This is a genomic window from Roseateles sp. P5_E4 (assembly GCF_054049255.1).
Map to the genome: position 1 here is coordinate 267,688 of NZ_JBFUMS010000003.1, position 22,854 is coordinate 290,541.

Below are 22,854 nucleotides of genomic sequence, written 5' to 3' on the forward strand. Positions count from 1 at the left end.
CCAAATCGGGGGCGAGCGGTCAGATGACCTTGGCTTCGTTCTTCAGCTTGGCGACGAGGGCGGCCACATCGGCCACCTTCACGCCAGCACCGCGCTTGGGCGGCTCGCTGACCTTCAGCGTCTTGATGCGCGGCGTCACGTCCACGCCCAGGTCGGCAGGCTTGACGATGTCGAGCTGCTTCTTCTTGGCCTTCATGATGTTGGGTAGCGTCACGTAACGCGGCTCGTTCAGGCGCAAGTCGGTSGTGATGACGGCCGGCAGGCTCAGCGACACGGTCTCGAGGCCGCCGTCCACTTCACGAGTAACGGACACCTTGTCGCCGGCCACCTCCACCTTGGAGGCGAACGTGCCCTGCGGCATGCCCGTCAGCGCGGCCAGCATCTGGCCGGTCTGGTTGCAATCGTCATCGATGGCCTGCTTGCCGAGGATGACCAGGCTCGGGCCTTCCTTGTCGACCAGCGCCTTCAGCAGCTTGGCGACGGCCAGTGGCTGCAGTTCGAGATCTGCAGGTGTCTCCACCAGGATGGCGCGGTCGGCACCGATGGCCATTGCAGTGCGCAGGGTCTCCTGGCATTGCGTGACACCGCAGGACACGGCGATCACCTCGGTGATGACGCCCTTCTCCTTCAGGCGCACGGCCTCTTCGACGGCGATCTCGTCGAAGGGATTCATCGACATCTTCACATTGGCAATGTCGACGCCCGTGCCGTCGCTCTTGACGCGCACCTTGACGTTGTAGTCGACGACGCGTTTGACAGGAACCAAGACCTTCATCGAAAACTCCAGCTCGAATTGACGTAAACGTTAACCAGATTCTACGGGCGCTCTTCGGGAGAGCTGCGCTTAAAAAAGCACGATCGTTCGATTCTAGCCAGACGCCGGACAGCGCTGGGGGAACTCTTTTTGGGGAGGCCTCTCGAATCGAGAAGCTAGACTGCTCGCGCCCATGCAGATCGATCCCTCCCCGAGCCGAGAAATCGGCATCTTCGACTCCGGTGTCGGCGGCTTCACGGTGTTGCACGAACTGCGCCAGCTGCTGCCCGGTGTGCGCCTGCGCTACCTCGCCGATACGGCCTATGCCCCCTACGGTGCTCGCACGCCCGAAGACATCCAACAGCGCAGCTTGGTCATCGCCGAACATCTGATCGCCAGCGGCGCCGAGCTCATCGTCGTTGCCTGCAACACGGCCACGGCGCACGCCATCGAGGCGCTGCGCGCGCGTTGGCCCACCCTTCCCTTCGTGGGCACCGAGCCAGGCATCAAACCCGCGGTTGCGGCGACGCGCAATGGCCGGATCGGCCTGCTGGCCACGCCGGCCACGGCAACAAGCGCTCGGCTGCTTGCGCTGGTCGAGCGGCACGCCGGTGCGCACGAAGTCGTCGTGCAGGGCTGCCCCGGCGTCGTCGACCGCATCGAAGCTGGTGACCTCGCCAGCGCTGAGCTACGCGCCCTCGTCGAGCACTACTGCGCGCCGCTGCGCGCTGCCGGCGTGGACACGGCGCTGCTGGGGTGCACGCACTATCCGCTGATCGAGCCGCTGTGGCAGGCGGCGCTCGGTCCATCCGTCAAATTGCTACGCATCGAGACCGCCGTCGCACGACGTGCGGCCGATCTCTGGGGAGCCAGCACGGGAGAGCCGTCCCTCGCCGTCGAAACGAGTGGGAACCCCGCGGCGCTGCGCGCGTGGCTCGCGCAGGTGCTGGGCTGGAAAGACATAGCCGTGCAGGCGTGGCAGCCGGAAAGCAAAAACGGCCAGCAAGCGCTGACCGTTTGAAGGCTTGGTGCCCGGGACGGGACTCGAACCCGTACTTCCGTTTCCAGAAGGCGGATTTTAAGTCCGCTGCGTCTACCGATTTCGCCACCCGGGCGGCGAGCGGAATTATCCGGGCCGCAGAAAAGATCAGGCGCTTTGCGCGTTGCCTCACGGAGTACCGTTAGATGCAGCCAACAAACCCCTGCGTGTCAGAGGCTGCGCGCAAAGTGCCAAAGAAAACGGGAGATCCGACTGATCGAATCTCCCGTGAATTGGAGCGGGTAACGAGGCTCGAACTCGTGACCTCAACCTTGGCAAGGTTGCGCTCTACCAACTGAGCTACACCCGCGCATTTCATTCAGCCTTGCAGCTGAACATCGGTGCGACCGATTTTTTGGAGCGGGTAACGAGGCTCGAACTCGTGACCTCAACCTTGGCAAGGTTGCGCTCTACCAACTGAGCTACACCCGCATGGTGCTTTTTTGGAGGCGCGATCCGGAGTCGAACCGGACTAACCGGATTTGCAATCCGGGGCATAACCGCTTTGCTATCGCGCCGCCGTAAACCCAAGCCAGAGTCGTTTGGTGCGACCCTGACGGAAAAGGGAAGCCTGGGCTTCCCTTTCGGAAAATCTTGGAGCGGGATAAGAGGCTCGAACTCTCGACCTATACCTTGGCAAGGTATCGCTCTACCAACTGAGCTAATCCCGCTTTGTTTCCTTCATTTCTCTAGTCAGTCAGCTATGCAGCTGCCTATCTAGCGAAGCTGGCATTGTAATCCAATTTTTGGTCGGATGACAAGCCAGTCGCACTCAGTGCGGCACCACCGTGCTCTTGGCCGCGGCCTCTTCCGGCTTGGCGGCGGCAACGGCCACCTCTTCGTCGGGCAACGGCGTTGGCATGGCTTCCAGGGCGACTTCGAGTACGCGTTCGATCCATCGGACCGGCACGATCTCGAGCTGGTTCTTCACGTTTTCGGGGATGTCCTGCAGGTCCTTGACGTTGTCTTCCGGAATCATCACGGTCTTGATACCACCACGGTGAGCGGCGAGCAGCTTTTCTTTCAGGCCACCGATGGCGGTGACTTCGCCGCGCAATGTGATTTCGCCAGTCATCGCGACATCGGCACGCACCGGGATGCCGGTCAGTGCAGACACGAAGGCAGTGGTCATCGCGGCACCCGCGCTCGGGCCGTCCTTGGGCGTTGCGCCGTCGGGCACGTGGACGTGCACGTCGCGCTTCTCGAAGACCTCGTCCTTGATGCCCAGGCGACGGGCGCGCGAACGCACCACCGTGCGAGCAGCCTCGACGGACTCCTTCATCACGTCACCCAGCGAACCGGTGCGGATGATGTTGCCCTTGCCGGGCATCGCGGTGGCTTCGATGGTCAGCAGATCGCCGCCCACTTCGGTCCACGCGAGACCGACCACCTGGCCGACCTGGTTCTTCTTCTCGGCACGACCGAAGTCGTACTTGCGCACACCGAGGAAGTCGTTGAGGTTGTCCTCGGTGACGGTGACCTTGCCTTCGTAGGTCTTGAGCTGGATGCCCTTGACCACCTTGCGGCAGATCTTGGACATCTCGCGTTCAAGCGAACGCACACCGGCTTCACGCGTGTAGTAGCGGATGATCCCGCGCACGGCGGACTCGGTGACATCCAGCTCCTCGTCCAGCACGCCGTTGTTCTTGCGTTGCTTGGGCAGCAGGTAGGTCTGCGCGATGTTGACCTTCTCGTCCTCGGTGTAACCCGACAGGCGGATGACTTCCATGCGGTCCAGCAGGGCCGGCGGGATGTTCATCGAGTTGGACGTGGCCACGAACATCACATCCGACAGGTCGAAATCGACCTCGATGTAGTGGTCGCCGAAGGTGTGGTTCTGCTCCGGGTCCAGGACTTCCAGCAGCGCCGAGGACGGATCGCCGCGGAAGTCCATGCCCAGCTTGTCGATCTCGTCGAGCAGGAACAGCGGATTGCGCGTGCCAACCTTGGTCAGCGACTGCAGCACCTTGCCCGGCATGGAGCCGATGTAGGTGCGACGGTGGCCGCGGATCTCGGCTTCATCGCGCACGCCGCCCAGCGCCATGCGGATGAACTTGCGGCCGGTGGCGCGTGCCACGCTCTGGCCGAGCGAGGTCTTGCCGACGCCCGGAGGGCCGACCAGGCACAAGATGGGCGCCTTGACCTTCTCGACGCGCTGCTGCACCGCGAGATATTCAAGGATGCGGTCCTTGACCTTCTCGAGGCCGTAGTGGTCTTCGTTGAGCACGTCCTCGGCGTTCTTGAGGTCGTGCTTGATCTTGGTCTTCTTGCTCCAGGGCAGGTTGACCAGCGTGTCGATGTAGTTGCGCACCACCGTCGCTTCGGCGGACATGGGCGACATCAGCTTGAGCTTCTTCAGCTCGGCGTCGGCCTTCTTGCGCGCTTCCTTGGGCATGCGGGCCGCGAGGATCTTCTTCTCGAGCTCCTCCATGTCGGCGCCTTCTTCGCCGTCGCCGAGCTCCTTCTGGATGGCCTTGACCTGCTCGTTCAGGTAGTACTCGCGCTGGCTCTTCTCCATCTGGCGCTTGACGCGGCCACGGATGCGCTTTTCGACCTGCAGGATGTCGACCTCGTGCTCGAGCAGGTCGAGCAGCTTTTCCAGGCGCTTGGCCACTTCGGCCAGGTCCAGCACGGCCTGCTTGGCATCAAGCTTGAGCGGCAGGTGGGCGGCGATGGTGTCGGCCAGGCGACCCGGATCGTCGATGCCGCCGATGGACGTGAGGATCTCGGGCGGGATCTTCTTGTTGAGCTTGACGTACTGGTCGAACTGCTGAGTGACGGCGCGGCGCAGGGCCTCGACTTCAGGCGCATGCTCGGTCTCGGGCGGAATGGGCGTGACTTCAGCAACGAAGTGCTCACCCGGCTCGGTGATGGACAGGGTCGTAGCGCGCTGCAGGCCTTCGACCAGCACCTTCACGGTGCCATCAGGCAGCTTGAGCATCTGCAGGATGCTGGAGACGCAGCCGACCTCGAACATGTCTTCGGGCTTGGGCTCGTCCTTGCCGGCGGCCTTCTGGGCCACGAGCATGATCTGGCGGCCCGCTTCCATCGCGGCTTCCAGCGCCTTGATGGACTTGGGCCGGCCCACGAACAGCGGGATGACCATGTGCGGGAAGACGACGACATCGCGCAGCGGCAGCAGCGGCAGCGTGATGGGGTCGGCGGGGAGGATGGGATGTCCGGACATGAAGACCTCTCTTTCTCAGGTCGATGTGCGGCCTGAGGGGGCGATTGCAAGTTGAGGGCTTAGTAGGGGCTCAGGCGCTGGCCTTTTGCTCGCGGTAGACCAGCAAGGGACGTGCCGACGTGTCCTCGATGTTGTGCTCGTCGAGCACAACCTTTTCGACGCCATCGAGCGCGGGCAGGTCAAACATGGTGTCGATCAGCGACTGCTCCATGATGGAACGCAGGCCGCGGGCGCCGGTCTTGCGGGCAAGGGCCTTGCGAGCAATGGCAACAAGCGCCGGCTTGCGGATTTCGAGTTCGACACCGTCCATCTGGAACAGCTGCTGGTATTGCTTGAGCAGCGCGTTCTTGGGCTCGGTCAGGATCTGCACCAGGGCGTCTTCGGTCAGCTCGCCAAGTGTGGCGACCACGGGTAGGCGGCCGACCAGTTCGGGGATGAGGCCGAACTTGATGATGTCCTCGGGCTCGCACTCGCGGAACACCTCAGAAACACGGCGTTCGCTCTTGCTCTTCACCGTCGCGCCGAAGCCGATGCCGGACTTCTCGCTGCGGTTCTGGATGACCTTCTCCAGGCCGTCGAAAGCACCGCCGCAGATGAACAGGATGTTGGTCGTGTCGATCTGCAGGAAGTCCTGGTTCGGGTGCTTGCGGCCACCTTGCGGCGGCACCGAAGCCATCGTGCCTTCGACGAGCTTGAGCAGCGCCTGCTGCACGCCTTCGCCGGAGACGTCCCGCGTGATGGAAGGGTTATCGGCCTTGCGCGAGATCTTGTCGATCTCGTCGATGTAGACGATGCCGCGCTGCGCCCGCTCGACGTCGTAATTGCAGTTCTGCAACAGCTTCTGGATGATGTTCTCGACGTCCTCGCCGACGTAACCGGCCTCGGTCAGCGTCGTCGCATCGGCGATCACGAAGGGCACGTTCAGGAGGCGCGCCAACGTCTGCGCCAACAGCGTCTTGCCGGAGCCCGTGGGGCCGATCAGCAGGATGTTGCTCTTGGACAGCTCGACCGAATCCTTGGTCGACGCCATGTGGCGCAGGCGCTTGTAGTGGTTGTAGACGGCCACGGCGAGGGTGCGCTTGGCGACGTCCTGGCCGATGACGTACTGGTCGAGGCTGGACTTGATCTCGCTCGGCACGGGCAGGTCGGACTTGCCAGCACGGGCAGCGGGGGCCGGCGCCGGGATCTCGTCACGGACGATGTCGTTGCACAGCTCGATGCATTCGTCGCAGATGAAGACCGACGGACCGGCGATCAGCTTCTTGACTTCATGCTGGCTCTTGCCACAGAACGAGCAGTACAAAACTTTTTCGCTGGAGGTGCCTTTTTTGTCGGCCATGGGTCTGCTCGGGGATGCCAGTGGACAGGCGGGTGCCTGAAATGATGATAGTCCAAACGATCTCGGGGCCCTCGTAGGGATAAGGGCCCCGATTTCACCGCGAATCTGGGGGCCAGTTACGGCCCCTCACAACTCAGGGCCGGTGTTCCAGCACCTGGTCGATCAGGCCGTAGTTCTGAGCCTCGGCAGCGGACATGAAATAGTCGCGCTCGGTGTCCGACTGGATTTTCTCCAGGGTCTGGCCGGTGCGCTCGGCCAGGATGCGATTCAAGGTGTCGCGAGTCTTCAAGATTTCACGCGCATGGATTTCAATATCCGTAGCCTGCCCCTGAGCGCCGCCCAGCGGCTGGTGAATCATCACTTTGGCATTGGGCAGGGAGAAGCGCTTGCCCTTGGCGCCGGCCGCAAGCAGGAAGGCGCCCATGCTGGCCGCCATGCCCATGCACAGCGTCGACACCTCCGGCTTGATGAAGTTCATCGTGTCGTAGATGGACATGCCGGCCGACACGCTACCGCCCGGGCTGTTGATGTAGAGCGAGATCTCCTTGTCGGGGTTTTCGCTTTCCAGGAACAGCAATTGGGCCACGACGATGTTGGCGACCGCGTCGTTGACGGGCCCTACCAGGAAGACGATGCGCTCGCGCAGCAGGCGCGAGTAGATGTCGTAGGCGCGCTCGCCGCGACCCGACGTTTCGATGACCATGGGCACGAGGCCCAGATTGCTGGTTTCGAGAGCGCTCATTCAGATCCTTGAAAACTAAACCGGTAACAGCCGTTATGGGGGCAGATTATGGCGATGCAAGTAAAAAGGCGCCGGCCTTGCGGCACGGCGCCTTCATGAGGCCTGGGCTCTTCAGTTGCCAGCAGCCATCAGTTCGTCGAACGGCAGGGCCTTGTCGGTCACCTTGGCCGTGGACAGCACAAAGTCCGTGACATTGTTCTCAACGACGACGGCCTCGACCTCGGCCATGCGCTCACGATCGCCCAGGTACCAGCGCATGACTTCGGCGGGCTTCTCGTAGCTCTGCGACAGTTCTTCGATGTGCACCTGCAGCTGGGCGGGCTTGGCGTGCAGGTTGTTGGCACGCACCAGCTCGGAGACCACCAGGCCCAGGCGCACGCGGCGCTCGGCCTGCGGCTTGAAGATGTCGGTGGGGATCTCGGCCTTGTCGGCGTCCTTGACGCCGCGCTTCTTCAGGTCCTCGCGGGCCTGCTCGACCATGCGAGCGGCTTCGCCTTCCACCAGGGCATTGGGCACCTCCAGCTCGGAGGCTGCGACCAAGGCGTCCATGACGGCCCCCTTGTTGCGAGCCAGCACGCGGAACTTCACTTCGCGCTCGAGGTTCTTCTTGATATCGGCGCGCAGGCCATCGACCGTCGCGTCCTTGATGCCCAGGGACTTGGCGAATGCCTCGTTCACCTCAGGCAGGTGCTGGGCTTCGATCTTCTTGACCGTGACGAGGAAGTCAGCTTCCTTGCCCGCCACGTCCTTGCCGTGATAGTCCTCGGGGAACTGCAGCGGGAAGGTCTTGCTCTCGCCCGACTTCATGCCGCGCACGGCGGCGTCGAACTGCTCCAGCATCTGGCCTTCGCCGATCAGGAACTGAAAACCCTCGGCCTTGCCGCCGGCGAAGGGCTCGCCGTCGATCTTGCCTTCGAAGTCGATGGTGACACGGTCCCCGACCTGGGCCACGTCGGCCGCCGGGCGCTGGGCGAAGCTGCGGCGCTGCTTGCGCAGGATCTCGATGGTCTTGTCGATGGCTTCATCGGTCACGTCGCTGGTGACGCGCTCGACTTCCGCAGCCGCCAGATCACCGATCTTGACTTCAGGGTAGATCTCGAAGGTCGCGTCAAAGGCCATCTGGCCTTCGGGGGCCTCGTTCTTCTGCTCGATGCGAGGTGCACCGGCGACGCGCAGTTGCACCTCGTTGGCGGCGGTCATGAAAGCCTGGCCGACCTTGTCGTTCACGACTTCGTACTGCACCGAATAGCCGTAGCGCTGGGCGACGACGTTCATCGGCACCTTGCCGGGACGGAAGCCGTCGGCCTTGACGGTGCGGGCCAGCTTTTTCAGGCGGGCTTCGACTTCGCTGTTGATCTCAGCGGCCGCGACGTGCAAGGTGATGCGACGTTCCAGCTTTTCCAGGGTTTCGACGGTGACGGCCATGATGGACTCGGGAGAACGGTTGTTGACAGTGGTGCGCGGGGCCGGACTCGAACCGGCACGCCCGTGAAGGCGTCAGGACCTAAACCTGGTGCGTCTACCAATTTCGCCACCCGCGCAACGGGTTGGTTCTGATTGGGTTGCTCAAGAGCAACCCCGTAGGCGATTCGGCAAACCGGCGATTGTAGCGATCCTGCGTGGCTTGCCCGCCGCCCCGGTCCACGGGGCGGCAAAACCCTGACGAAAAGGCTTGCGCCTCGTCAGGCCTGGCCAGGAATTTCGCTGTCAACGAAGCGGCTGTGCAGCCGGCTGTGCTCCTCAGGGCGCATGACGCGAAAGACCACGGAATACATCGCCGGCAGCGCGAGCAGTGTCAACGCAGTTGCGACGATGAGCCCGCCCATGATGGCCACGGCCATCGGCCCCCAGAAGACGCTGCGCGACAACGGAATCATGGCCAGCACCGCCGCGGCGGCCGTCAGCACGATAGGACGGAAACGCCGCACAGCCGACTCCACGACGGCCGACCAATCCGGCACACCTCGGGCACGGTCCTGCTCGATCTGGTCGATGAGGATCACGGAATTTCTGATGATCATCCCGAACAGTGCGATCACGCCCAGCAAGGCGACAAAGCCAAACGGTCGGTTCAGCACCAACAGCGCGAACGCAACGCCGGCGATACCGAAGAAGCCCGTCAGGAATGCCAGTGCCGCGCGGACGAAGCTGTGCAGCTGGAGCATCAGCAGCGTCAGCATGATGAAGAGCGCGATCGGCACGCCCGCGCCGATCGAGCCTGTGCCCTTGCTGCTTTCCTCCACGGCGCCCGCGATCTGGATGCCGTAGCCGACCGGCATCTTCTTCTGCAGTTCGTCGAGCTGGGGCCAGACCTCCTTGGTCACCGTTGCGCCCTGCAGGCCCTCGGCGACGTCGCCCTGCACCGTGACGGCGTAGAGACGGCCCTCGCGCCACATGACGCCAGGCTCCCAGTCGAACTCGACCTTGGCGATCTGCGTCAGCGGAATGGAGCGGCCGGTGCTGGTCGGCACATAGGCGTTGGCGATGTCGGTGATGACGGCGCGCTCGTCCAGCGGTTGGCGCAGCACGATGTCGACCAGCTTGTCCGCTTCACGGTACTGGCCGATGACGCTGCCCGACAGCAGGGTGCGCGCCGACTGCGCCAGGCTCTGGCTCGTGACGCCCAGCGCCCTCGCTTTGTCCTGGTCGACCTTGAGGCGCAGCATCTTGACGTTCTCGTTCCAGTTGTCATTGACGCCGCGCATATTGGGGCTGGTGCGCAGGATGTCCTTGGCCTTGTCGGCCCAGTCGCGCACGATCTTCGGGTCGGCACCGGTCACGCGGAACTGCACCGGGTAGGGCACCGGCGGGCCATTGGGCAGCAGCTTGACGCGGCCGCGCGCCTCCGGGAACTCCTCGGCCAGCACGGCCGGCAGGCGCTTGCGCAACTCCTCGCGGGCCGTCAGGTCCTTGGGCAGCAATATGGACTGCGTGACGTTGGCCTGCGGGAAGATCTGGTCCAGCGGCAAATAGAAGCGCGGCACACCGGAGCCGATCCAGCTCGTCACGCTGGCGATGCCCGGCTCCTTGAGCATGCGCGCCTCGAAACGCTTGGCGAGAAGCTCCGTCTCCTGGATGGTCGAACCCTCGGGCAGCCAGAGGTCGACGAGCACCTCGGGGCGGCTCGAATCGGGGAAGAACTGCTGCTGCACCTTGCCCATGCCGAAGATCCCGAGCGCGAACACGAGCAGCGCGATGGCGATGGTCTTCCAGCGGTTCTCCACGCACCAGCGCACCACGCCGCGGAAGCGGTTGTAGAAGGGCGTGTCGAAGAGCTCATGCACTTCGCCGTCCGCCGCCGGTTTGCTCTTCAGCAGCAAGGCGCCGAGATAGGGCACGAAATAGACCGAGACGACCCAGGAGATGATCAGCGACGCGGCCGTCACCGCAAAGATCGCGAAGGTGTATTCACCCACCGTCGACTTGGCCAGGCCGATAGGCAGGAAGCCTACCGCCGTGATCAGCGTGCCGGTCAGCATGGGCATGGCCGTCACGTCGTAGGCGAAAGTGGCGGCGTGCATCTTGTCGTAGCCCTCTTCGAGCTTGCGCACCATCATCTCGACGGCAATGATGGCGTCGTCCACCAGCAGCCCTAACGCGATGATCAGCGACCCGAGCGAGATCTTGTGCAGGCCGACGCCCCAATAGAACATCGTCGTGAAGGTGATGGCCAGCACCAAGGGGATGGTGATGCCCACGACCAGGCCGGGCCAGATGTCGATGCGCAGCGGTTTGGTGTGCAAGCCCAGCGAGATGAAGCTGACCGCCAGCACGATGACGACGGCCTCGATGAGCACATGCACGAATTCGCCCACCGAGGTCGTGACGGCCTTGGGCTGGTCCTGCACCTGCTCGAGCTGGATGCCCGCCGGCAGTTCGCGCTCGATGCCCTTGAGCGCGATGTTCAGCGCCTTGCCCATCGCGATGATGTCGCCCCCCTTGGCCATGGATACGCCCAGGGCCAGCACCTCCTTGCCCTGGTGGCGCACCTTAGTGGCCGGCGGGTCGACGTACTCGCGCTTGATGGTGGCGATGTCGCCCAGGCGCATCTGGCTGGCCACGCCCGTCTGCGGGTTGATGGCACGGATGGGCACCTCGGCCAGGGCCTGGGCCGTCGTGAACTGACCCTGCACCCGCACCTGGAAGTTGGCGCTGCCCGCGTTCAGCACACCCGCGCCCTCGACCGCGTTCTGCGTGCCGATCTGGTTGATGACCTGGCTGAAATCCAGGCCCAGCTGGGCCAGGCGCTTTTGCGAAATCTCGATGAAGACCTTCTCGGGCTGCACGCCAAAGATCTCGACTTTGGCCACGTCCTTGACCTGCAGCAGGGCCTGGCGCACGCGGTCGGCGTGCTCACGCAGCTCCTCGCGGCTGAAGCCGTCGGCCGACAGCGCATAGATGGAGCCGTAAACGTCGCCGAACTCGTCATTGAACACGGGGCCCAACACACCCGCGGGCAGCGAGCTGCGCATGTCGCCGATCTTCTTGCGCGTCTGGTACCAGAGGTCGGCGACTTCCTTGGGCGGCGTGTTGTCCTTGACCTGGAAGACCGTCAGCGACTCGCCGGGCTTGGTGTACGAGCGGATCTTGTCCGCGTGGTTCACCTCCTGCAGCGTCTTCTCGATCTTGTCGGTGACCTGGTCGGCCATCTGCTGGGCCGTGGCGCCCGGCCAGAAGGCCTGGATGACCATGGCGCGGAAGGTGAACGGCGGGTCCTCGTCCTGGCCGAGCTGGAAGTAGGCCACGAAGCCCATCAGCATCAGCACCACCATCAAGTAGCGCGTCAGGGCCGGATGCTCCAGCGCCCAGCGCGAGACATTGAAGCCGCCGACGCGGAGTTCCTTGGTGATCGGGGAATTCATGTGCGCCCCGGCTCAGCGTGAGGCCGCAGGGGCTGCCGGCGCATTCACGGTGCGCGGCGGCACATAGCGCTTGACCTTCTGGCCCGGGTTCAGCACATGCACACCCGCGACGACGACCTCCTGGCCAGCCGTCAACCCGCCGGCGATGACAACATCATTGCCTTCGGCGCCCCCGATCTGCACCGCCACCGGTTTGACCGTCATCGACGCGCCATCCAGCACCCACACCGAGCTTTTGCCGCTTTGCTGCAGCACGGCCGCGAGGGGCAGCTTGATGACGCCGGCCATCTGCGGCAGCTCCAGCACGACGGTGGCGGACTGGCCCAGCCTGACGTCCAGCTTGCCGGCATCGGCCTTGATGAGGAAGGTGCGCGTGACCGGATCGGCCGCGGCAGACACCTCGCGCAGCGTCAGCGGGTAGGTCTTGTCGGCGCCCCAGAGGCGCACCTTCAGCGCACCGGCCACACCGGCGGCGGCTTTCACGCGGGCGACCTGATCCTCGGGCACTGAAAAGACGAGGTCACGCGGGCCATCCAGCGCCACGCTCACGACCGGCGTGCCGGCCGCAAGCACCTGGCCGGGCTCGGCGTTGACGCCGGTCACGACGCCGGCGCCATCGGCCGTCAGCTGGGCGTAGCCGGACTGGTTGCCCTGCACATCTGACTGGGCTTTGGCCTGTTCCAGCTGGGCCTGGGCCGCCTTGAAGGCGGAGTCGCGTCGCTCCAGTTCGGCGGCGCTGATGAAGCCCTGGCGCTGCAGGTCGACGAAGCGCTTGTAGTCGGCGCCGGCCTGATCGCGGTTGGTGCGAGCGGCCATGACGGCAGCACTCGCGGCAGCCTCAGCCAGCCTGAGGTCCTGGGCATCGATGCGGGCCAGCACCTGGCCCGGCTTGACCGTGTCGCCCAGATTCACCGCCCGGCTCAGCAGCTTGCCGCTGACACGGAAAGACAGGCGTGATTCGACTCGCGCCTTCACCTCGGCCGCATACTCATGACTGGCACTGGCCGCGCCCGCGCTGACGAGTTGTGTGCGCACCGCGCGTTCCGGCTCGGGAGCGGCGGGCTGCTTGCCACAACCTGACAACAGTGCAAAAAGCAGCGCTGCCGACAGCAGGGGCGGAGCGAGACGCAGAAGATGGGGCATGCAGACCTCGGCAGATGGAACGGCCGGCCTAAAATTTAATGACCGGCGGGTCAGTAATGTATTCAGACCCTGTGACAACTGTCAAACCTCGTTGACATATCCGGGCTTTGCAAGCGGAACTTGAGAAAAAGCTTGAGCAGCGTCGACCACTACGAGAACTTTCCTGTTGCCTCCGTGCTGTGCCCGCCCGCGCTGCGGCCGGCAGTCGTCGCGATCTATCACTTTGCACGCACGGCGGACGATCTGGCCGACGAGGGCGACGCTTCCACGGCTGAGCGCGCTCAGGCGTTGCGCGACTATCGGGCCGACCTGGACGCCGTGGTGGCCGGCCAGGCACCGTCGTCGCGCTGGCCCCACGTCTACGCACCGCTGGCGCGAGAAATGCACCGGCTGCAGCCGCCCCTGCTGCATGACCTGCTCGACGCCTTCGAGCAGGACCTGACACCGCCGCGTTACGCCGACCGCGAGCAGTTGCTCGACTACTGCCGCCGCTCAGCCAACCCGGTGGGGCGGCTGCTGCTGGGCCTGTATGGCGTGAACAACGCCGTGTCGCTGCGCCGCTCTGACGCGATCTGTTCCGCCCTGCAATTGATCAACTTCTGGCAGGACTTCAGTCGTGATGGACCCAATGGCCGGCTCTATGTGCCGCAGGCCGACCTCAGCCGCCATGGCATCAGCGCCGAGGATGTGCTCGCCTGCCGTGACAGCCCTGCCGCTCGCGCCTTGATCGCCGACCTCTGCGCCTGGGCCCGCGCGCTGATGCTCGAGGGTGCACCGCTGGCCCTTGCGCTGCCCGGCCGCGCGGGCTGGGAACTGCGCCTGGTCGTCCAGGGCGGCCTGCGCATCCTCGACAAGATTGAGGCGCGTCATCACGACAGCCTCGTGCACCGCCCTGCCCTGGGGGTTCTGGACTTGCCGCGGCTGCTGTGGCGCGCCCTGACAATGCGGGCCGCACCATGAGCCCCGAACAATACGTCCAAGAGAAAGCCGCCGCGAGCGGCTCGAGCTTCTATTACGCCTTCCTGTTCCTGCCGCCACCGCGGCGGGCGGCGATCACGGCCTTCTATGCGTTCTGCCGCGAGGTGGACGATGTCGTCGATGAGACGCAGGACGCCGGTGTCGCGGCGACCAAGCTGGCCTGGTGGCGCAAGGAGGTGGCCAGCGCCTTTGCCGGGCAGCCCAGCCACCCGGTCATGAAGGCGCTGATGCCGCACACGGCCAGCCATGACATCCGGCTGGAGCATCTCAACGCCGTCATCGAAGGCTGCGAAATGGACCTGCAGCAAACGCGCTATCTCGACTTTCCGGGACTGCAGCGCTACTGCCATCTGGTGGCCGGCGTCGTCGGCGAAGTCGCCAGCGGCATCTTCGGCCGGACGCAGCCGCAGACCGTCGACTACGCCCACAAGCTGGGCCTGGCGATGCAGCTGACCAACATCATCCGCGACGTCGGCGACGATGCCCGGCGCGGCCGCATCTACCTGCCGGTGAACGAGCTGCAGCAGTTCGGCGTCAAGGCCAGCGAGATCCTGCTGCGCAGCAAGCCCTGGGGCTATTCGGACCGCTTCACGGCGCTGATGAAGTTCCAAGCCGAGCGCGCCCATCAGCTCTACGACGAGGCGCTGGCGCTGCTGCCCGAGGTCGACCGGGCCGCGCAGAAGCCTGGGCTGATGATGGCCAACATCTACCGTGCCCTGCTCGTGGAGATCGAGCGAGAGAACTTCCAGGTGCTGCACCAGCGCATCGCGCTGACGCCGCTGCGCAAGCTCTGGATCGCGATGAAAACGAATTGGCGCGGGCGGTGAGCCACGTCGCCATCGTCGGTGGCGGCTGGGCCGGCATTGCGGCGGCTGTGGCGCTGGCCGATGCCGGCCACGACATCACCGTCTTCGAGATGGCGCCGCAGCTCGGCGGCCGCGCGCGCAGCGTGGCGGGCGAGCCACCGTACGACAACGGCCAGCACATCCTTATCGGCGCCTACCGCGACAGCCTGGCGCTGATGCGCCGCCTGGGCATCGACCCGAACGCCGTGCTGAAGCGCCTGCCGCTGGCCCTGCCTTACCCGGGCGAGCCTGGCCTGCAACTGCCGCCGGGCCCGCCACTGATCGCCTTCGCGCGCGGCGTGCTGGCGCAGCATGGCTGGCCGCTGTCGGCGCGGCTGGGCCTGCTCACCGCGGCGGGCGGCTGGCTGGCGCGAGGCTTCCGTTGCGATACGCGACTGAGCGTCGCCGAGCTGTGCGCCCGCCTCCCGGCCGCAGTCAAACGCGATCTCATCGAGCCGCTGTGCGTGGCCGCGCTGAACACGCCGGCGCCCCAGGCCAGCGCCCAGGTCTTCTTGCGTGTGCTGAAGGACGCCCTCTTCAGTGGCGCCGGCAGTGCGGACTTGCTCCTGCCACGGCGACCGTTGTCCGAACTGCTTGCCGGGCCGGCGACGGCTTGGCTGGGCGAGCGGCTGCGTCTGGCCTCACGGGTGCAGAAGATCGAGCCCTGCTGGCGTGTCGATGGCGAAGCCTTCGACGGAGTCGTGCTGGCCTGCACCAGCGTCGAGGCAGCTCGGCTGACCGCTGACATCGCACCCGCCTGGTCGGCGACTGCTGGCGCACTGGGCTTTGAGCCCATCATCACCGTCTACCTGAGCAGCCCCGGCAGCGCCCTGCCCGCACCCATGCTGGCGCTGCGTGAGGGGCCAGACGCGCCAGCCCAGTTTGTCTTCGACCATGGCGCCCTTGGCGGCGCGCCCGGGCGCTTTGCCTTTGTCGTCAGCGGCGCTGCAGCCTGGGTTGAACGAGGTGGCTGCGCAGAGGCCGTGCTCGCGCAGGCGCAGCGGGAATTGAGCTGGGCCACGCCACCCGTCATCGACAAGGTGCTGACAGAGAAGCGGGCGACCTTTGCCTGCACGCCAGGTCTGGTGCGCGCATCGGCCCGCATCGCACCGGGCTTGTGGGCCGCCGGCGACTACATCGCCGGCCCCTACCCCGCCACGCTCGAAGGCGCCGTGCGCGCAGGCCTGGCGGCCGCTCAGGGCGCCGGCGCGGAGGCTGGAATGGCGGCGAAAGGCGCCGCCAGCGGCTCGCCGACAAACACGCCCTGAGCCGTCCACGCCACGCTGTGCCAATAGGCTTCCAGCGCGCTCACCCCTTGGGCATAGGCCTGGATCAGCATCTGCGGGTGCGGGAACTTCTGCAGATGGTTGCAGGGCTCGCTGACCGTGCCGTAGCTGGCCGTCGCGCCGGCGTCGATCCAGTCGAGGATGTTCATTTGCCCCTCATCAGCCGGCGGTTTGTCGAGCAGGCCGCCCGCAGACGTCAGATGGTCGGCCAGTGCGCCCGGCAGCCATTCCCCGCCCAGTGGCTTGGGCACGCGGATCAGGCCCGTTTCATAGACCAGGATGCGGCGCATCGCTGGCAAGGCATCGCTCTTCACACGAGCCACCTCAAGGCCGGCCACACCAGGCACGGCACCGGCCGGCGGAAACAGGCGCTCACGCACATTTCGCGCCGCATCCGGTGTCGCCGCGAGATAGGCCATGGCCGACTCCGGCGCGCCGCCGGCCAATATGTGGTCCGCCGCGATGCCGCGCTCGATCATGGCCATGGCCGCCGGCACTGAGCGGGCCGCCAGCTGCATCGTCGGCCGCACGCCGATGACCAGCCACGGCTTGGCGCCGAAGTAACCCGTATAGGGGCTGATGCGCGTGGCGGCGCAGGACTGAGCGCAGACATTGGGCTGCAACCCGACGCCAAGAGCGCTTGTCAGTGAATTGCAGTCCACGGCATAGGGCTGCACCCAGGCCAGGGCCAGGCCGTTGACATGCTCGGGCATCTGGCTGCGGATGGCCTGGTCGAGCGCCGTGAACTCCTCGCGCGTCAGGCTGTTGCGCAGCGGCAGTTGCACCCGCAGGATCTGCTCGGCCGGGATGCCGCGGCGCCTGGCGTAGTACTCACCCACGGTGACGGAATAGGGGTCGGCCGTGTTGATGACGAGGCCCAACTCATTGGCCGTGATGCGGCCGTACAACCGCGGCGCGCGGGCCCAACGTGACTCGCCAGGGGCCGGCGCAGCAGAAGCCAGCTCCGCGGCCTGGGCTGCGCCCATGCTGGCTATCGCCAGGGCAAGGCCCACTTGCCACCTCCTGAAGCCCGCTTTCGCCATACAAAACACTGGCAATCTCCCCCACAATGAAGCCATGAAATCCAAAGAGGCCCAGCAGACCCCGGCGATCCAGGTGCTGGAGCGCATGTTCTCGCTGCTGGACGTGCTGGCGAGCCACCAGGACCCGGTGTCGCTGAAGGCCTTGTCCGAGGCTACCGGGCTGCACCCCTCCACGGCGCACCGGATTCTCAATGACCTGACCCTCGGTCGATACGTGGATCGCCCCGAAGCCGGTAGTTATCGACTCGGCATGCGCATGCTGGAAATGGGCAACCTCGTGAAGGCGCGGCTGGATGTGCGCGACGCCGCCCTGCCGGCCATGCGCGAGCTGCACAAGTTCACCCACCAGCCGGTCAACCTGTCGGTGCGCCAGGGCGACGAGATTGTCTACATCGAACGCACCTACTCCGAACGCTCGGGCATGCAGGTCGTGCGCGCCGTGGGCGGCCGCGCGCCCTTGCACCTCACCTCAGTGGGCAAGCTCTTCTTGGCCAGCGACGACAGCCCGCGCGTGCGCGCCTACGCAACGCGCACCGGCCTGTCGGGTCACACGCGCAACAGCTTGACCGACATCAGCTCACTCGAGCGCGAGCTGGCCATGGTGCGCCAGCGCGGTATTGCCCGCGACGATGAGGAACTGGAGCTGGGCGTGCGGTGCATGGCGGCCGGCATCTATGACGACCAAGCCAAGCTGGTGGCCGGCTTGTCGATCTCAGCACCGGCCGACCGGCTGGAGGAGAGTTGGGTCGTCCGGCTGAAGGAAACGGCCTCTCAGATCTCGTCGGCGCTGGGCCACCGCGTCTGAAGCCAAAGCAAAACACGGCGCCTCGGCGCCGTGTTTTCATTGGATTCAACCGCTCAGAGCTTGGCAGAGGCGGTCGCCGTCTCGCCCTGGCTGGCCAGCCACTTGCGCATGCGCTCGGCGTCCGCGATCCGCGACGCCTTGCCGCTGGAATCCAGGAACACCATGATCAGCTTGCGGCCGGCCATGCTGGCCTGCATGACCAGGCATTTGCCGGCCTCGTTGATGAAACCGGTCTTCTGCAGGCCGATGTCCCACAGCGGGTTGGACAGCAGGCCGTTGGTGCTGTGGAACTGCACCAGGCGCTTGCCCAGGGCCACGCGCGCTTCGCGGGAGGTGGACAGGTCGCGCAGCAGCGGCACTTGGCTGGTCACATTGACGAGCTTGGCCAGGTCAGCGGCGCTGCTCTGGTTGCGGCTCGACAGGCCGGTGGGCTCGACATAGTGGGTGTCGGCCATGCCCAGGCTCTCGGCCTTGGCGTTCATCGCGGCGACGAAGGCGTCCAGGCCACCGGGGTAGTTGCGGCCCAGCGCATGGGCGGCGCGGTTCTCGCTGGCCATCAGGGCCAGGTGCAGCATGTCGCCGCGCGTCAGCGTCGTGCCGACGGCCAGGCGGGAACGGGTGAACTTCTCGGTGTCGATGTCGTCATCGGTGACCGAAATCTTCTCGTCCAGCGACAGCCCGGCCTCGACCACCACCAACGCCGTCATCAGCTTGGTGATGGAGGCGATGGGCAGCACGGCCTGGGGATTCTTGGAGAACAGCACCTCGTTGGTGTCTTGGTCCAGCACATAGGCCACGCTGGACTTCAGGGCCAGCGGGTCATCCACCTGGTGCAGGCCGGCAACCTGCCCGAAGGTGGGCACAGCCGAGATAACGGGTGCGACCGCCCTGCGCAGCACGACCGAGCGCACCTTGCGCGTGGGCACGGCGGCGGTTTTGACGGGAGTGCGGATGGCCCTGGATTGGGTCGTGTCGGCGGCTGCCGTGGCGGCGCCAGGCAGCGCGGCCAGGAAGGTGAGGCTCAGGAAAGCGGCGGCAAATGTCTTCAACGGAGGTCCCCAACGCAGGCGGCAGTGTACGTGACGCCAAAAGTACCGACAAGATAAGAACTTAAGTGAAATACCTCAAGTGAACTCTTGTCCCGTATTGACGGGCCGTCACCTCAGGGCTTGCCACCGGCTCTTTCGCTTCGCAACGAGCTCCAAAACGCATGCAAGTAGGCCTTGGCTGACAAGGTCGCGGTATCGGGATCAGCCCCAGAACCACCCTCGCCGACCGCCCGCACGCTGCTCGCGGGTGACCTCTGACCGAGATTTTGGGGCCGCAGCGGGCGATCTGGGCCTAGAGCAGCAAGGCGTTTACGCGCCAGATTCCACGCCGCGTGGTAACGATTGCGATGGGCGTGATGAGGATCACGCCGGTTACAGCGCCTCCCGGCGGCCCTAGCCTTGGGCTGCCACGCGCTCGGCCTTGCTCTGCAGCTTGTTCAGTGCGCTCAAGTAGGCCTTGGCCGACGCCACGATGATGTCGGGATCGGCGCCGACCCCGTTCACCACCCGACCGGCATGCTGCAGCCGCACCGTCACCTCACCCTGTGACTCCGTGCTGCCACCCGTGATCGCGTTGACGGAATACAGCAGCATCTCTGCCCCCGACTGCACGACCGACTCGATGGCCCGCAGCGTCGCGTCGACGGGGCCATTGCCGTCGCTTTCCGCGCGATGCTCCTGGAGCCCCACGGCGAAGACGATGGCTGCGTGCGGGCGCTCCCCGGTCTCGCTGCGTTGGGCGAGCGACAGCAGGCGGTAGTGCTCGGCGTCGTTGATGACCGACTCGTCCATCACGAGGGCAACGATGTCCTCATCGAAGATCTCGTTCTTGCGGTCGGCCAAATCCTTGAAACGCTGGAAGGCCGCATTGACCTCGGCTTCACTCTCCAACTGGATGCCAAGCTCCTGCAGCCGCGCCTTGAAGGCATTGCGGCCGGACAGCTTGCCCAGCACGATCTTGTTGGCCGCCCAGCCCACATCCTCGGCGCGCATGATTTCATAGGTGTCGCGCGCCTTCAGCACGCCGTCCTGGTGGATGCCTGAGGCGTGCGCGAAGGCGTTGGCGCCGACGACGGCCTTGTTGGGCTGCACGACGAAGCCGGTCGTCTGCGATACCAGCCTGGAGGCCGGCACGATCTGCGACGTGTCGAGGCCGACATCCAGGCCGAAATAGTCGCGCCGCGTCTTGACGGCCATGACGACCTCTTCGAGCGAACAGTTGCCGGCGCGCTCGCCCAGGCCGTTGATGGTGCATTCCACCTGGCGAGCGCCGCCAATCTTCACGCCGGCCAGGGAATTGGCGACCGCCATGCCCAGGTCGTTGTGGCAGTGCACGCTCCAGATGGCCTGGTCGGAGTTGGGCACCTTCTCGCGCAGACGGCGCAGAAAGTCGCCATACAGCTCGGGAATGGCATAGCCCACCGTGTCGGGGATGTTGATGGTGCCGGCGCCTTCCTTGATGACGGCCTCGCAGACTCGGGCGAGAAAGTCGATGTCGGAGCGGTAGCCGTCCTCGGGCGAGAACTCGATGTCGCCGCACAGGTTGCGCGCGAAGCGCACCGCCAGCATGGCCTGCTCCAGCACCTGCTCGCGGGTCATGCGCAGCTTCTTCTCCATGTGGAGTTCGCTGGTGGCGATGAAGGTGTGGATGCGAGCCCGGTGAGCAGGTGCCAGCGCTTCGGCCGCTCGCGAGATGTCACGGTCGTTGGCGCGGGCCAGTGAACAGACCGTGCTGTCCTTGACCGCCGCGGCAATGGCCTTGACCGCCTCGAAGTCACCATTGCTCGATGCCGCGAAACCGGCCTCGATGATGTCGACCTTCATGCGCTCCAGTTGGCGGGCGATGCGCAGCTTCTCCTCGCGCGTCATGGACGCGCCGGGCGATTGCTCACCATCGCGCAGCGTGGTGTCGAAGATGATGAGTTTGTCGGTCATCGCACGTTTTCCTCTCGAATCTGGGGCACGGCCACCGGTGCGCGAGACAGGCCGGACAGGATGGCCTGCATGGACGCGCGCACGATGCTGCCATCAATGCCGACGCCGTGGCGAGTCACGTCGCCCACGCGAAGCTCCAGATAGGCCACCGCGCGCGCATCCGCGCCGCTGCCGATCGAATGCTCGTGGTAGTCCAGCACACGCACCTCTTGGCCCAGGCGTGTCGACAGCGCGTTGACGAAGGCATCGATGGGACCGTTGCCCTCTCCCTGCACATGGCCCATCCAGCCACCCAACACGATTTCGGCCGACAGGCGCATCGCGCCGCCCGCTACTTCGGTCATCTGCGGCTGCACGACGGCCGCGCCAGCGTCACCGATGCCGTACTCGCGTTCAAAGATGGCATAGATGTCCGCGGCCGTCAGTTCCTTGCCGGCGTCGTCCATGACGCGTTGTACGACCTGGCTGAACTCGATCTGCAGGCGCCGCGGCAGCTCCAGGCCGTATTCCGCTTCCAGCAGATAGGCGATGCCGCCCTTGCCTGACTGGCTGTTCACGCGGATGACGGCGTCATAGCTGCGGCCCAGGTCCTTGGGGTCGACGGGGAGATAGGGCATGTCCCAAATCTCCCCCTCCCGGCGGGCTGCGAAGGCTTTCTTGATGGCGTCCTGGTGGGAGCCCGAGAAGGAGGTGTAGACGAGGTCGCCCACGTAAGGGTGGCGCGGATGCACAGGGATCTGCGTGCAATGCTCGACGCAGCGGCGCACCTCGTCGATGTCGGAGAAATCGAGCTGTGGGTCCACGCCCTGGGTGTAAAGGTTGAGCGCGATGTTGACGAGGTCGACGTTGCCGGTGCGCTCGCCGTTGCCGAACAAGCAGCCCTCGACGCGGTCAGCGCCCGCCATCAGCGCGAACTCGCCAGCCGCCGTGCCGGTACCGCGGTCGTTGTGCGGGTGCACGGACAGCACGATGGATTCGCGGCGCGCCAGGTTGCGGTGCATCCACTCGATCATGTCCGCGAAGATATTGGGCGTGCTGTGCTCGACGGTGGACGGCAGGTTGATGATGCACTTGCGCTCGGGCGTCGGCTGCCAGACCGCCGTCACCGCATCGACGACACGTTTGCTGAAGGCCAGCTCGGTGCCAGAAAACATTTCGGGCGAATACTCGAAGCGCCAGTCCACGCCTGGCCGTGCGGCGGCCAGCTCCTTGATCTGGCGGGCGTGCGAGGCCGCGAGCTCGACGATGCCGTCCTCGTCCGTGCCGAGCACGACACGGCGCATGATGGGTGCGACCGCGTTGTAGACGTGGACGATGACGCGCCTTACGCCATCCAGCGACTCAAAAGTGCGCTCGATCAGGTGGGCACGCGCCTGCGTCAGCACCTGGATGGTCACGTCGTCGGGGATGTGTCCGCCGTCGATGAGCAGGCGGATGAAGTCGAACTCGGTCTGCGACGCCGACGGGAAGCCGACCTCAATCTCCTTGAAGCCAATCTTCACGAGTTGCTGGAACATGCGCAGCTTGCGGGCAATGTCCATCGGCTCGATCAGCGCCTGGTTGCCGTCACGCAGGTCGGTGCTCAGCCAGATCGGCGCGCGGGTCAGCACGGCATCGGGCCAGCGGCGGTCCGGCAATGCGATCGGGGCGAAGGAGCGGTACTTTTGCTGCGGTTGCTTCAACATGGGTGTTCCATCCGAGGGTGGGTGGCGCAACCAGCAGCCTTTGAAAACACGAACGGCCCGCTGCGGTTGCATACGGGCCGTTGGGGTCAGGTGTGAGCGTACGTGCGCGACTGACTAGCGAACCCGTGGTTCCTCTAGGGCTAGTAGCAGGCTAATTCGCGT

General features: G+C 65.3%; 16 protein-coding genes and 6 tRNA genes. 5 read left to right on the forward strand and 17 right to left on the reverse strand.

Annotation, left to right across the window (positions count from 1 at the left end; all coding sequences use genetic code 11):
* Positions 1 to 19 precede the first annotated feature (19 nt).
* On the reverse strand, positions 20 to 775 hold the full coding sequence (locus ACXJLH_RS08265; protein ID WP_457325331.1) for an electron transfer flavoprotein subunit beta/FixA family protein: 756 nt from the start codon (positions 773 to 775) through the stop codon (positions 20 to 22).
* Between the two features lie 172 nt (positions 776 to 947).
* Here ACXJLH_RS08265 and murI point away from each other — a divergent pair, with 172 nt between their 5' ends.
* Positions 948 to 1,775 carry a glutamate racemase gene (gene murI, locus ACXJLH_RS08270; protein ID WP_457443397.1) on the forward strand — a complete coding sequence of 276 codons (828 nt, stop codon included), beginning with the start codon at positions 948 to 950 and terminating at the stop codon, positions 1,773 to 1,775.
* 5 nt (positions 1,776 to 1,780) lie between these two features.
* Here murI and ACXJLH_RS08275 read toward each other — a convergent pair.
* The 12 genes from ACXJLH_RS08275 to ACXJLH_RS08330 form a co-directional block, all read right to left on the reverse strand.
* Positions 1,781 to 1,869, reverse strand: a tRNA-Leu gene (locus tag ACXJLH_RS08275).
* A 158-nt stretch (positions 1,870 to 2,027) separates the two neighbouring features.
* Positions 2,028 to 2,103, reverse strand: a tRNA-Gly gene (locus ACXJLH_RS08280).
* Between the two features lie 46 nt (positions 2,104 to 2,149).
* Positions 2,150 to 2,225 (reverse strand) — tRNA-Gly (locus ACXJLH_RS08285).
* A gap of 12 nt (positions 2,226 to 2,237) precedes the next feature.
* Positions 2,238 to 2,311, reverse strand: a tRNA-Cys gene (locus tag ACXJLH_RS08290).
* A 77-nt stretch (positions 2,312 to 2,388) separates the two neighbouring features.
* Positions 2,389 to 2,464 (reverse strand) — tRNA-Gly (locus tag ACXJLH_RS08295).
* 101 nt (positions 2,465 to 2,565) lie between these two features.
* Positions 2,566 to 4,980, reverse strand: coding sequence for an endopeptidase La (lon, locus tag ACXJLH_RS08300; protein WP_056198238.1), 2,415 nt, complete (start codon positions 4,978 to 4,980; stop codon positions 2,566 to 2,568).
* Between the two features lie 70 nt (positions 4,981 to 5,050).
* Positions 5,051 to 6,319 (reverse strand): ATP-dependent Clp protease ATP-binding subunit ClpX, encoded by a 1,269-nt coding sequence (gene clpX / locus ACXJLH_RS08305; RefSeq protein WP_056198240.1) that lies wholly within the window; start codon positions 6,317 to 6,319, stop codon positions 5,051 to 5,053.
* A gap of 133 nt (positions 6,320 to 6,452) precedes the next feature.
* Positions 6,453 to 7,061, reverse strand: a complete 609-nt coding sequence (clpP, locus tag ACXJLH_RS08310) for an ATP-dependent Clp endopeptidase proteolytic subunit ClpP (protein WP_056198242.1) — start codon at positions 7,059 to 7,061, stop codon at positions 6,453 to 6,455.
* A gap of 111 nt (positions 7,062 to 7,172) precedes the next feature.
* Positions 7,173 to 8,486 carry a trigger factor gene (tig, locus tag ACXJLH_RS08315; RefSeq protein ID WP_457443399.1) on the reverse strand — a complete coding sequence of 438 codons (1,314 nt, stop codon included), beginning with the start codon at positions 8,484 to 8,486 and terminating at the stop codon, positions 7,173 to 7,175.
* Between the two features lie 29 nt (positions 8,487 to 8,515).
* Positions 8,516 to 8,602, reverse strand: a tRNA-Leu gene (locus ACXJLH_RS08320).
* Between the two features lie 141 nt (positions 8,603 to 8,743).
* On the reverse strand, positions 8,744 to 11,923 hold the full coding sequence (locus tag ACXJLH_RS08325; RefSeq protein WP_457443401.1) for an efflux RND transporter permease subunit: 3,180 nt from the start codon (positions 11,921 to 11,923) through the stop codon (positions 8,744 to 8,746).
* A gap of 12 nt (positions 11,924 to 11,935) precedes the next feature.
* Positions 11,936 to 13,066: an efflux RND transporter periplasmic adaptor subunit gene (locus ACXJLH_RS08330; protein ID WP_056198252.1), complete on the reverse strand. Its 1,131-nt coding sequence runs from the start codon at positions 13,064 to 13,066 to the stop codon at positions 11,936 to 11,938.
* 132 nt (positions 13,067 to 13,198) lie between these two features.
* Here ACXJLH_RS08330 and hpnC point away from each other — a divergent pair, with 132 nt between their 5' ends.
* From hpnC to hpnE, 3 genes are read left to right on the forward strand one after another with little or no spacing between them, the layout of a single operon-like run.
* On the forward strand, positions 13,199 to 14,026 hold the full coding sequence (hpnC, locus tag ACXJLH_RS08335; protein ID WP_457389025.1) for a squalene synthase HpnC: 828 nt from the start codon (positions 13,199 to 13,201) through the stop codon (positions 14,024 to 14,026).
* Positions 14,023 to 14,871 (forward strand): presqualene diphosphate synthase HpnD, encoded by an 849-nt coding sequence (hpnD, locus tag ACXJLH_RS08340; protein ID WP_457349625.1) that lies wholly within the window; start codon positions 14,023 to 14,025, stop codon positions 14,869 to 14,871. Before hpnC ends, hpnD begins: the two co-directional genes overlap by 4 nt.
* The gene (gene hpnE / locus ACXJLH_RS08345) at positions 14,868 to 16,157 is read left to right on the forward strand and encodes a hydroxysqualene dehydroxylase HpnE (RefSeq protein ID WP_457349623.1); all 1,290 of its coding nucleotides are present in this window, start codon (positions 14,868 to 14,870) and stop codon (positions 16,155 to 16,157) included. The genes hpnD and hpnE overlap by 4 nt, the downstream gene beginning before the upstream one ends.
* Here the strand turns inward: hpnE and ACXJLH_RS08350 are convergent.
* The gene (locus ACXJLH_RS08350) at positions 16,085 to 17,188 is read right to left on the reverse strand and encodes a TIGR03790 family protein (RefSeq protein ID WP_457443402.1); all 1,104 of its coding nucleotides are present in this window, start codon (positions 17,186 to 17,188) and stop codon (positions 16,085 to 16,087) included. The two genes, hpnE and ACXJLH_RS08350, sit on opposite strands and share 73 nt — an antisense overlap.
* A 64-nt stretch (positions 17,189 to 17,252) precedes the next feature.
* On the opposite strand from ACXJLH_RS08350, the gene ACXJLH_RS08355 reads away from it, so the two are divergent.
* Complete coding sequence (locus tag ACXJLH_RS08355) at positions 17,253 to 18,023, forward strand: IclR family transcriptional regulator (protein ID WP_056198258.1); 771 nt, start codon at positions 17,253 to 17,255, stop codon at positions 18,021 to 18,023.
* 53 nt (positions 18,024 to 18,076) lie between these two features.
* Here ACXJLH_RS08355 and pbpG read toward each other — a convergent pair whose 3' ends face one another.
* The 3 genes from pbpG to leuA all read right to left on the reverse strand — a co-directional run bounded on the left by pbpG (position 18,077) and on the right by leuA (position 22,692).
* Positions 18,077 to 19,072 carry a D-alanyl-D-alanine endopeptidase gene (gene pbpG, locus ACXJLH_RS08360; protein ID WP_457349619.1) on the reverse strand — a complete coding sequence of 332 codons (996 nt, stop codon included), beginning with the start codon at positions 19,070 to 19,072 and terminating at the stop codon, positions 18,077 to 18,079.
* A gap of 393 nt (positions 19,073 to 19,465) precedes the next feature.
* On the reverse strand, positions 19,466 to 21,007 hold the full coding sequence (locus tag ACXJLH_RS08365) for a 2-isopropylmalate synthase (protein ID WP_056198264.1): 1,542 nt from the start codon (positions 21,005 to 21,007) through the stop codon (positions 19,466 to 19,468).
* Positions 21,004 to 22,692, reverse strand: coding sequence for a 2-isopropylmalate synthase (gene leuA, locus ACXJLH_RS08370; RefSeq protein WP_056198265.1), 1,689 nt, complete (start codon positions 22,690 to 22,692; stop codon positions 21,004 to 21,006). The genes ACXJLH_RS08365 and leuA overlap by 4 nt, the downstream gene beginning before the upstream one ends.
* Positions 22,693 to 22,854 lie beyond the last annotated feature (162 nt).

What these genes read in the sequence shown, in the direction of transcription:
- murI (WP_457443397.1), top strand. Translation starts at nt 948, where the DNA reads ATGCAGATCGATCCCTCCCCGAGCCGAGAAATCGGCATCTTCGACTCC.
- lon (WP_056198238.1), bottom strand. Translation starts at nt 4,980, where the DNA reads ATGTCCGGACATCCCATCCTCCCCGCCGACCCCATCACGCTGCCGCTG.
- clpX (WP_056198240.1), bottom strand. Translation starts at nt 6,319, where the DNA reads ATGGCCGACAAAAAAGGCACCTCCAGCGAAAAAGTTTTGTACTGCTCG.
- clpP (WP_056198242.1), bottom strand. Translation starts at nt 7,061, where the DNA reads ATGAGCGCTCTCGAAACCAGCAATCTGGGCCTCGTGCCCATGGTCATC.
- tig (WP_457443399.1), bottom strand. Translation starts at nt 8,486, where the DNA reads ATGGCCGTCACCGTCGAAACCCTGGAAAAGCTGGAACGTCGCATCACC.
- ACXJLH_RS08325 (WP_457443401.1), bottom strand. Translation starts at nt 11,923, where the DNA reads ATGAATTCCCCGATCACCAAGGAACTCCGCGTCGGCGGCTTCAATGTC.
- ACXJLH_RS08330 (WP_056198252.1), bottom strand. Translation starts at nt 13,066, where the DNA reads ATGCCCCATCTTCTGCGTCTCGCTCCGCCCCTGCTGTCGGCAGCGCTG.
- hpnD (WP_457349625.1), top strand. Translation starts at nt 14,023, where the DNA reads ATGAGCCCCGAACAATACGTCCAAGAGAAAGCCGCCGCGAGCGGCTCG.
- ACXJLH_RS08355 (WP_056198258.1), top strand. Translation starts at nt 17,253, where the DNA reads ATGAAATCCAAAGAGGCCCAGCAGACCCCGGCGATCCAGGTGCTGGAG.
- ACXJLH_RS08365 (WP_056198264.1), bottom strand. Translation starts at nt 21,007, where the DNA reads ATGACCGACAAACTCATCATCTTCGACACCACGCTGCGCGATGGTGAG.
- leuA (WP_056198265.1), bottom strand. Translation starts at nt 22,692, where the DNA reads ATGTTGAAGCAACCGCAGCAAAAGTACCGCTCCTTCGCCCCGATCGCA.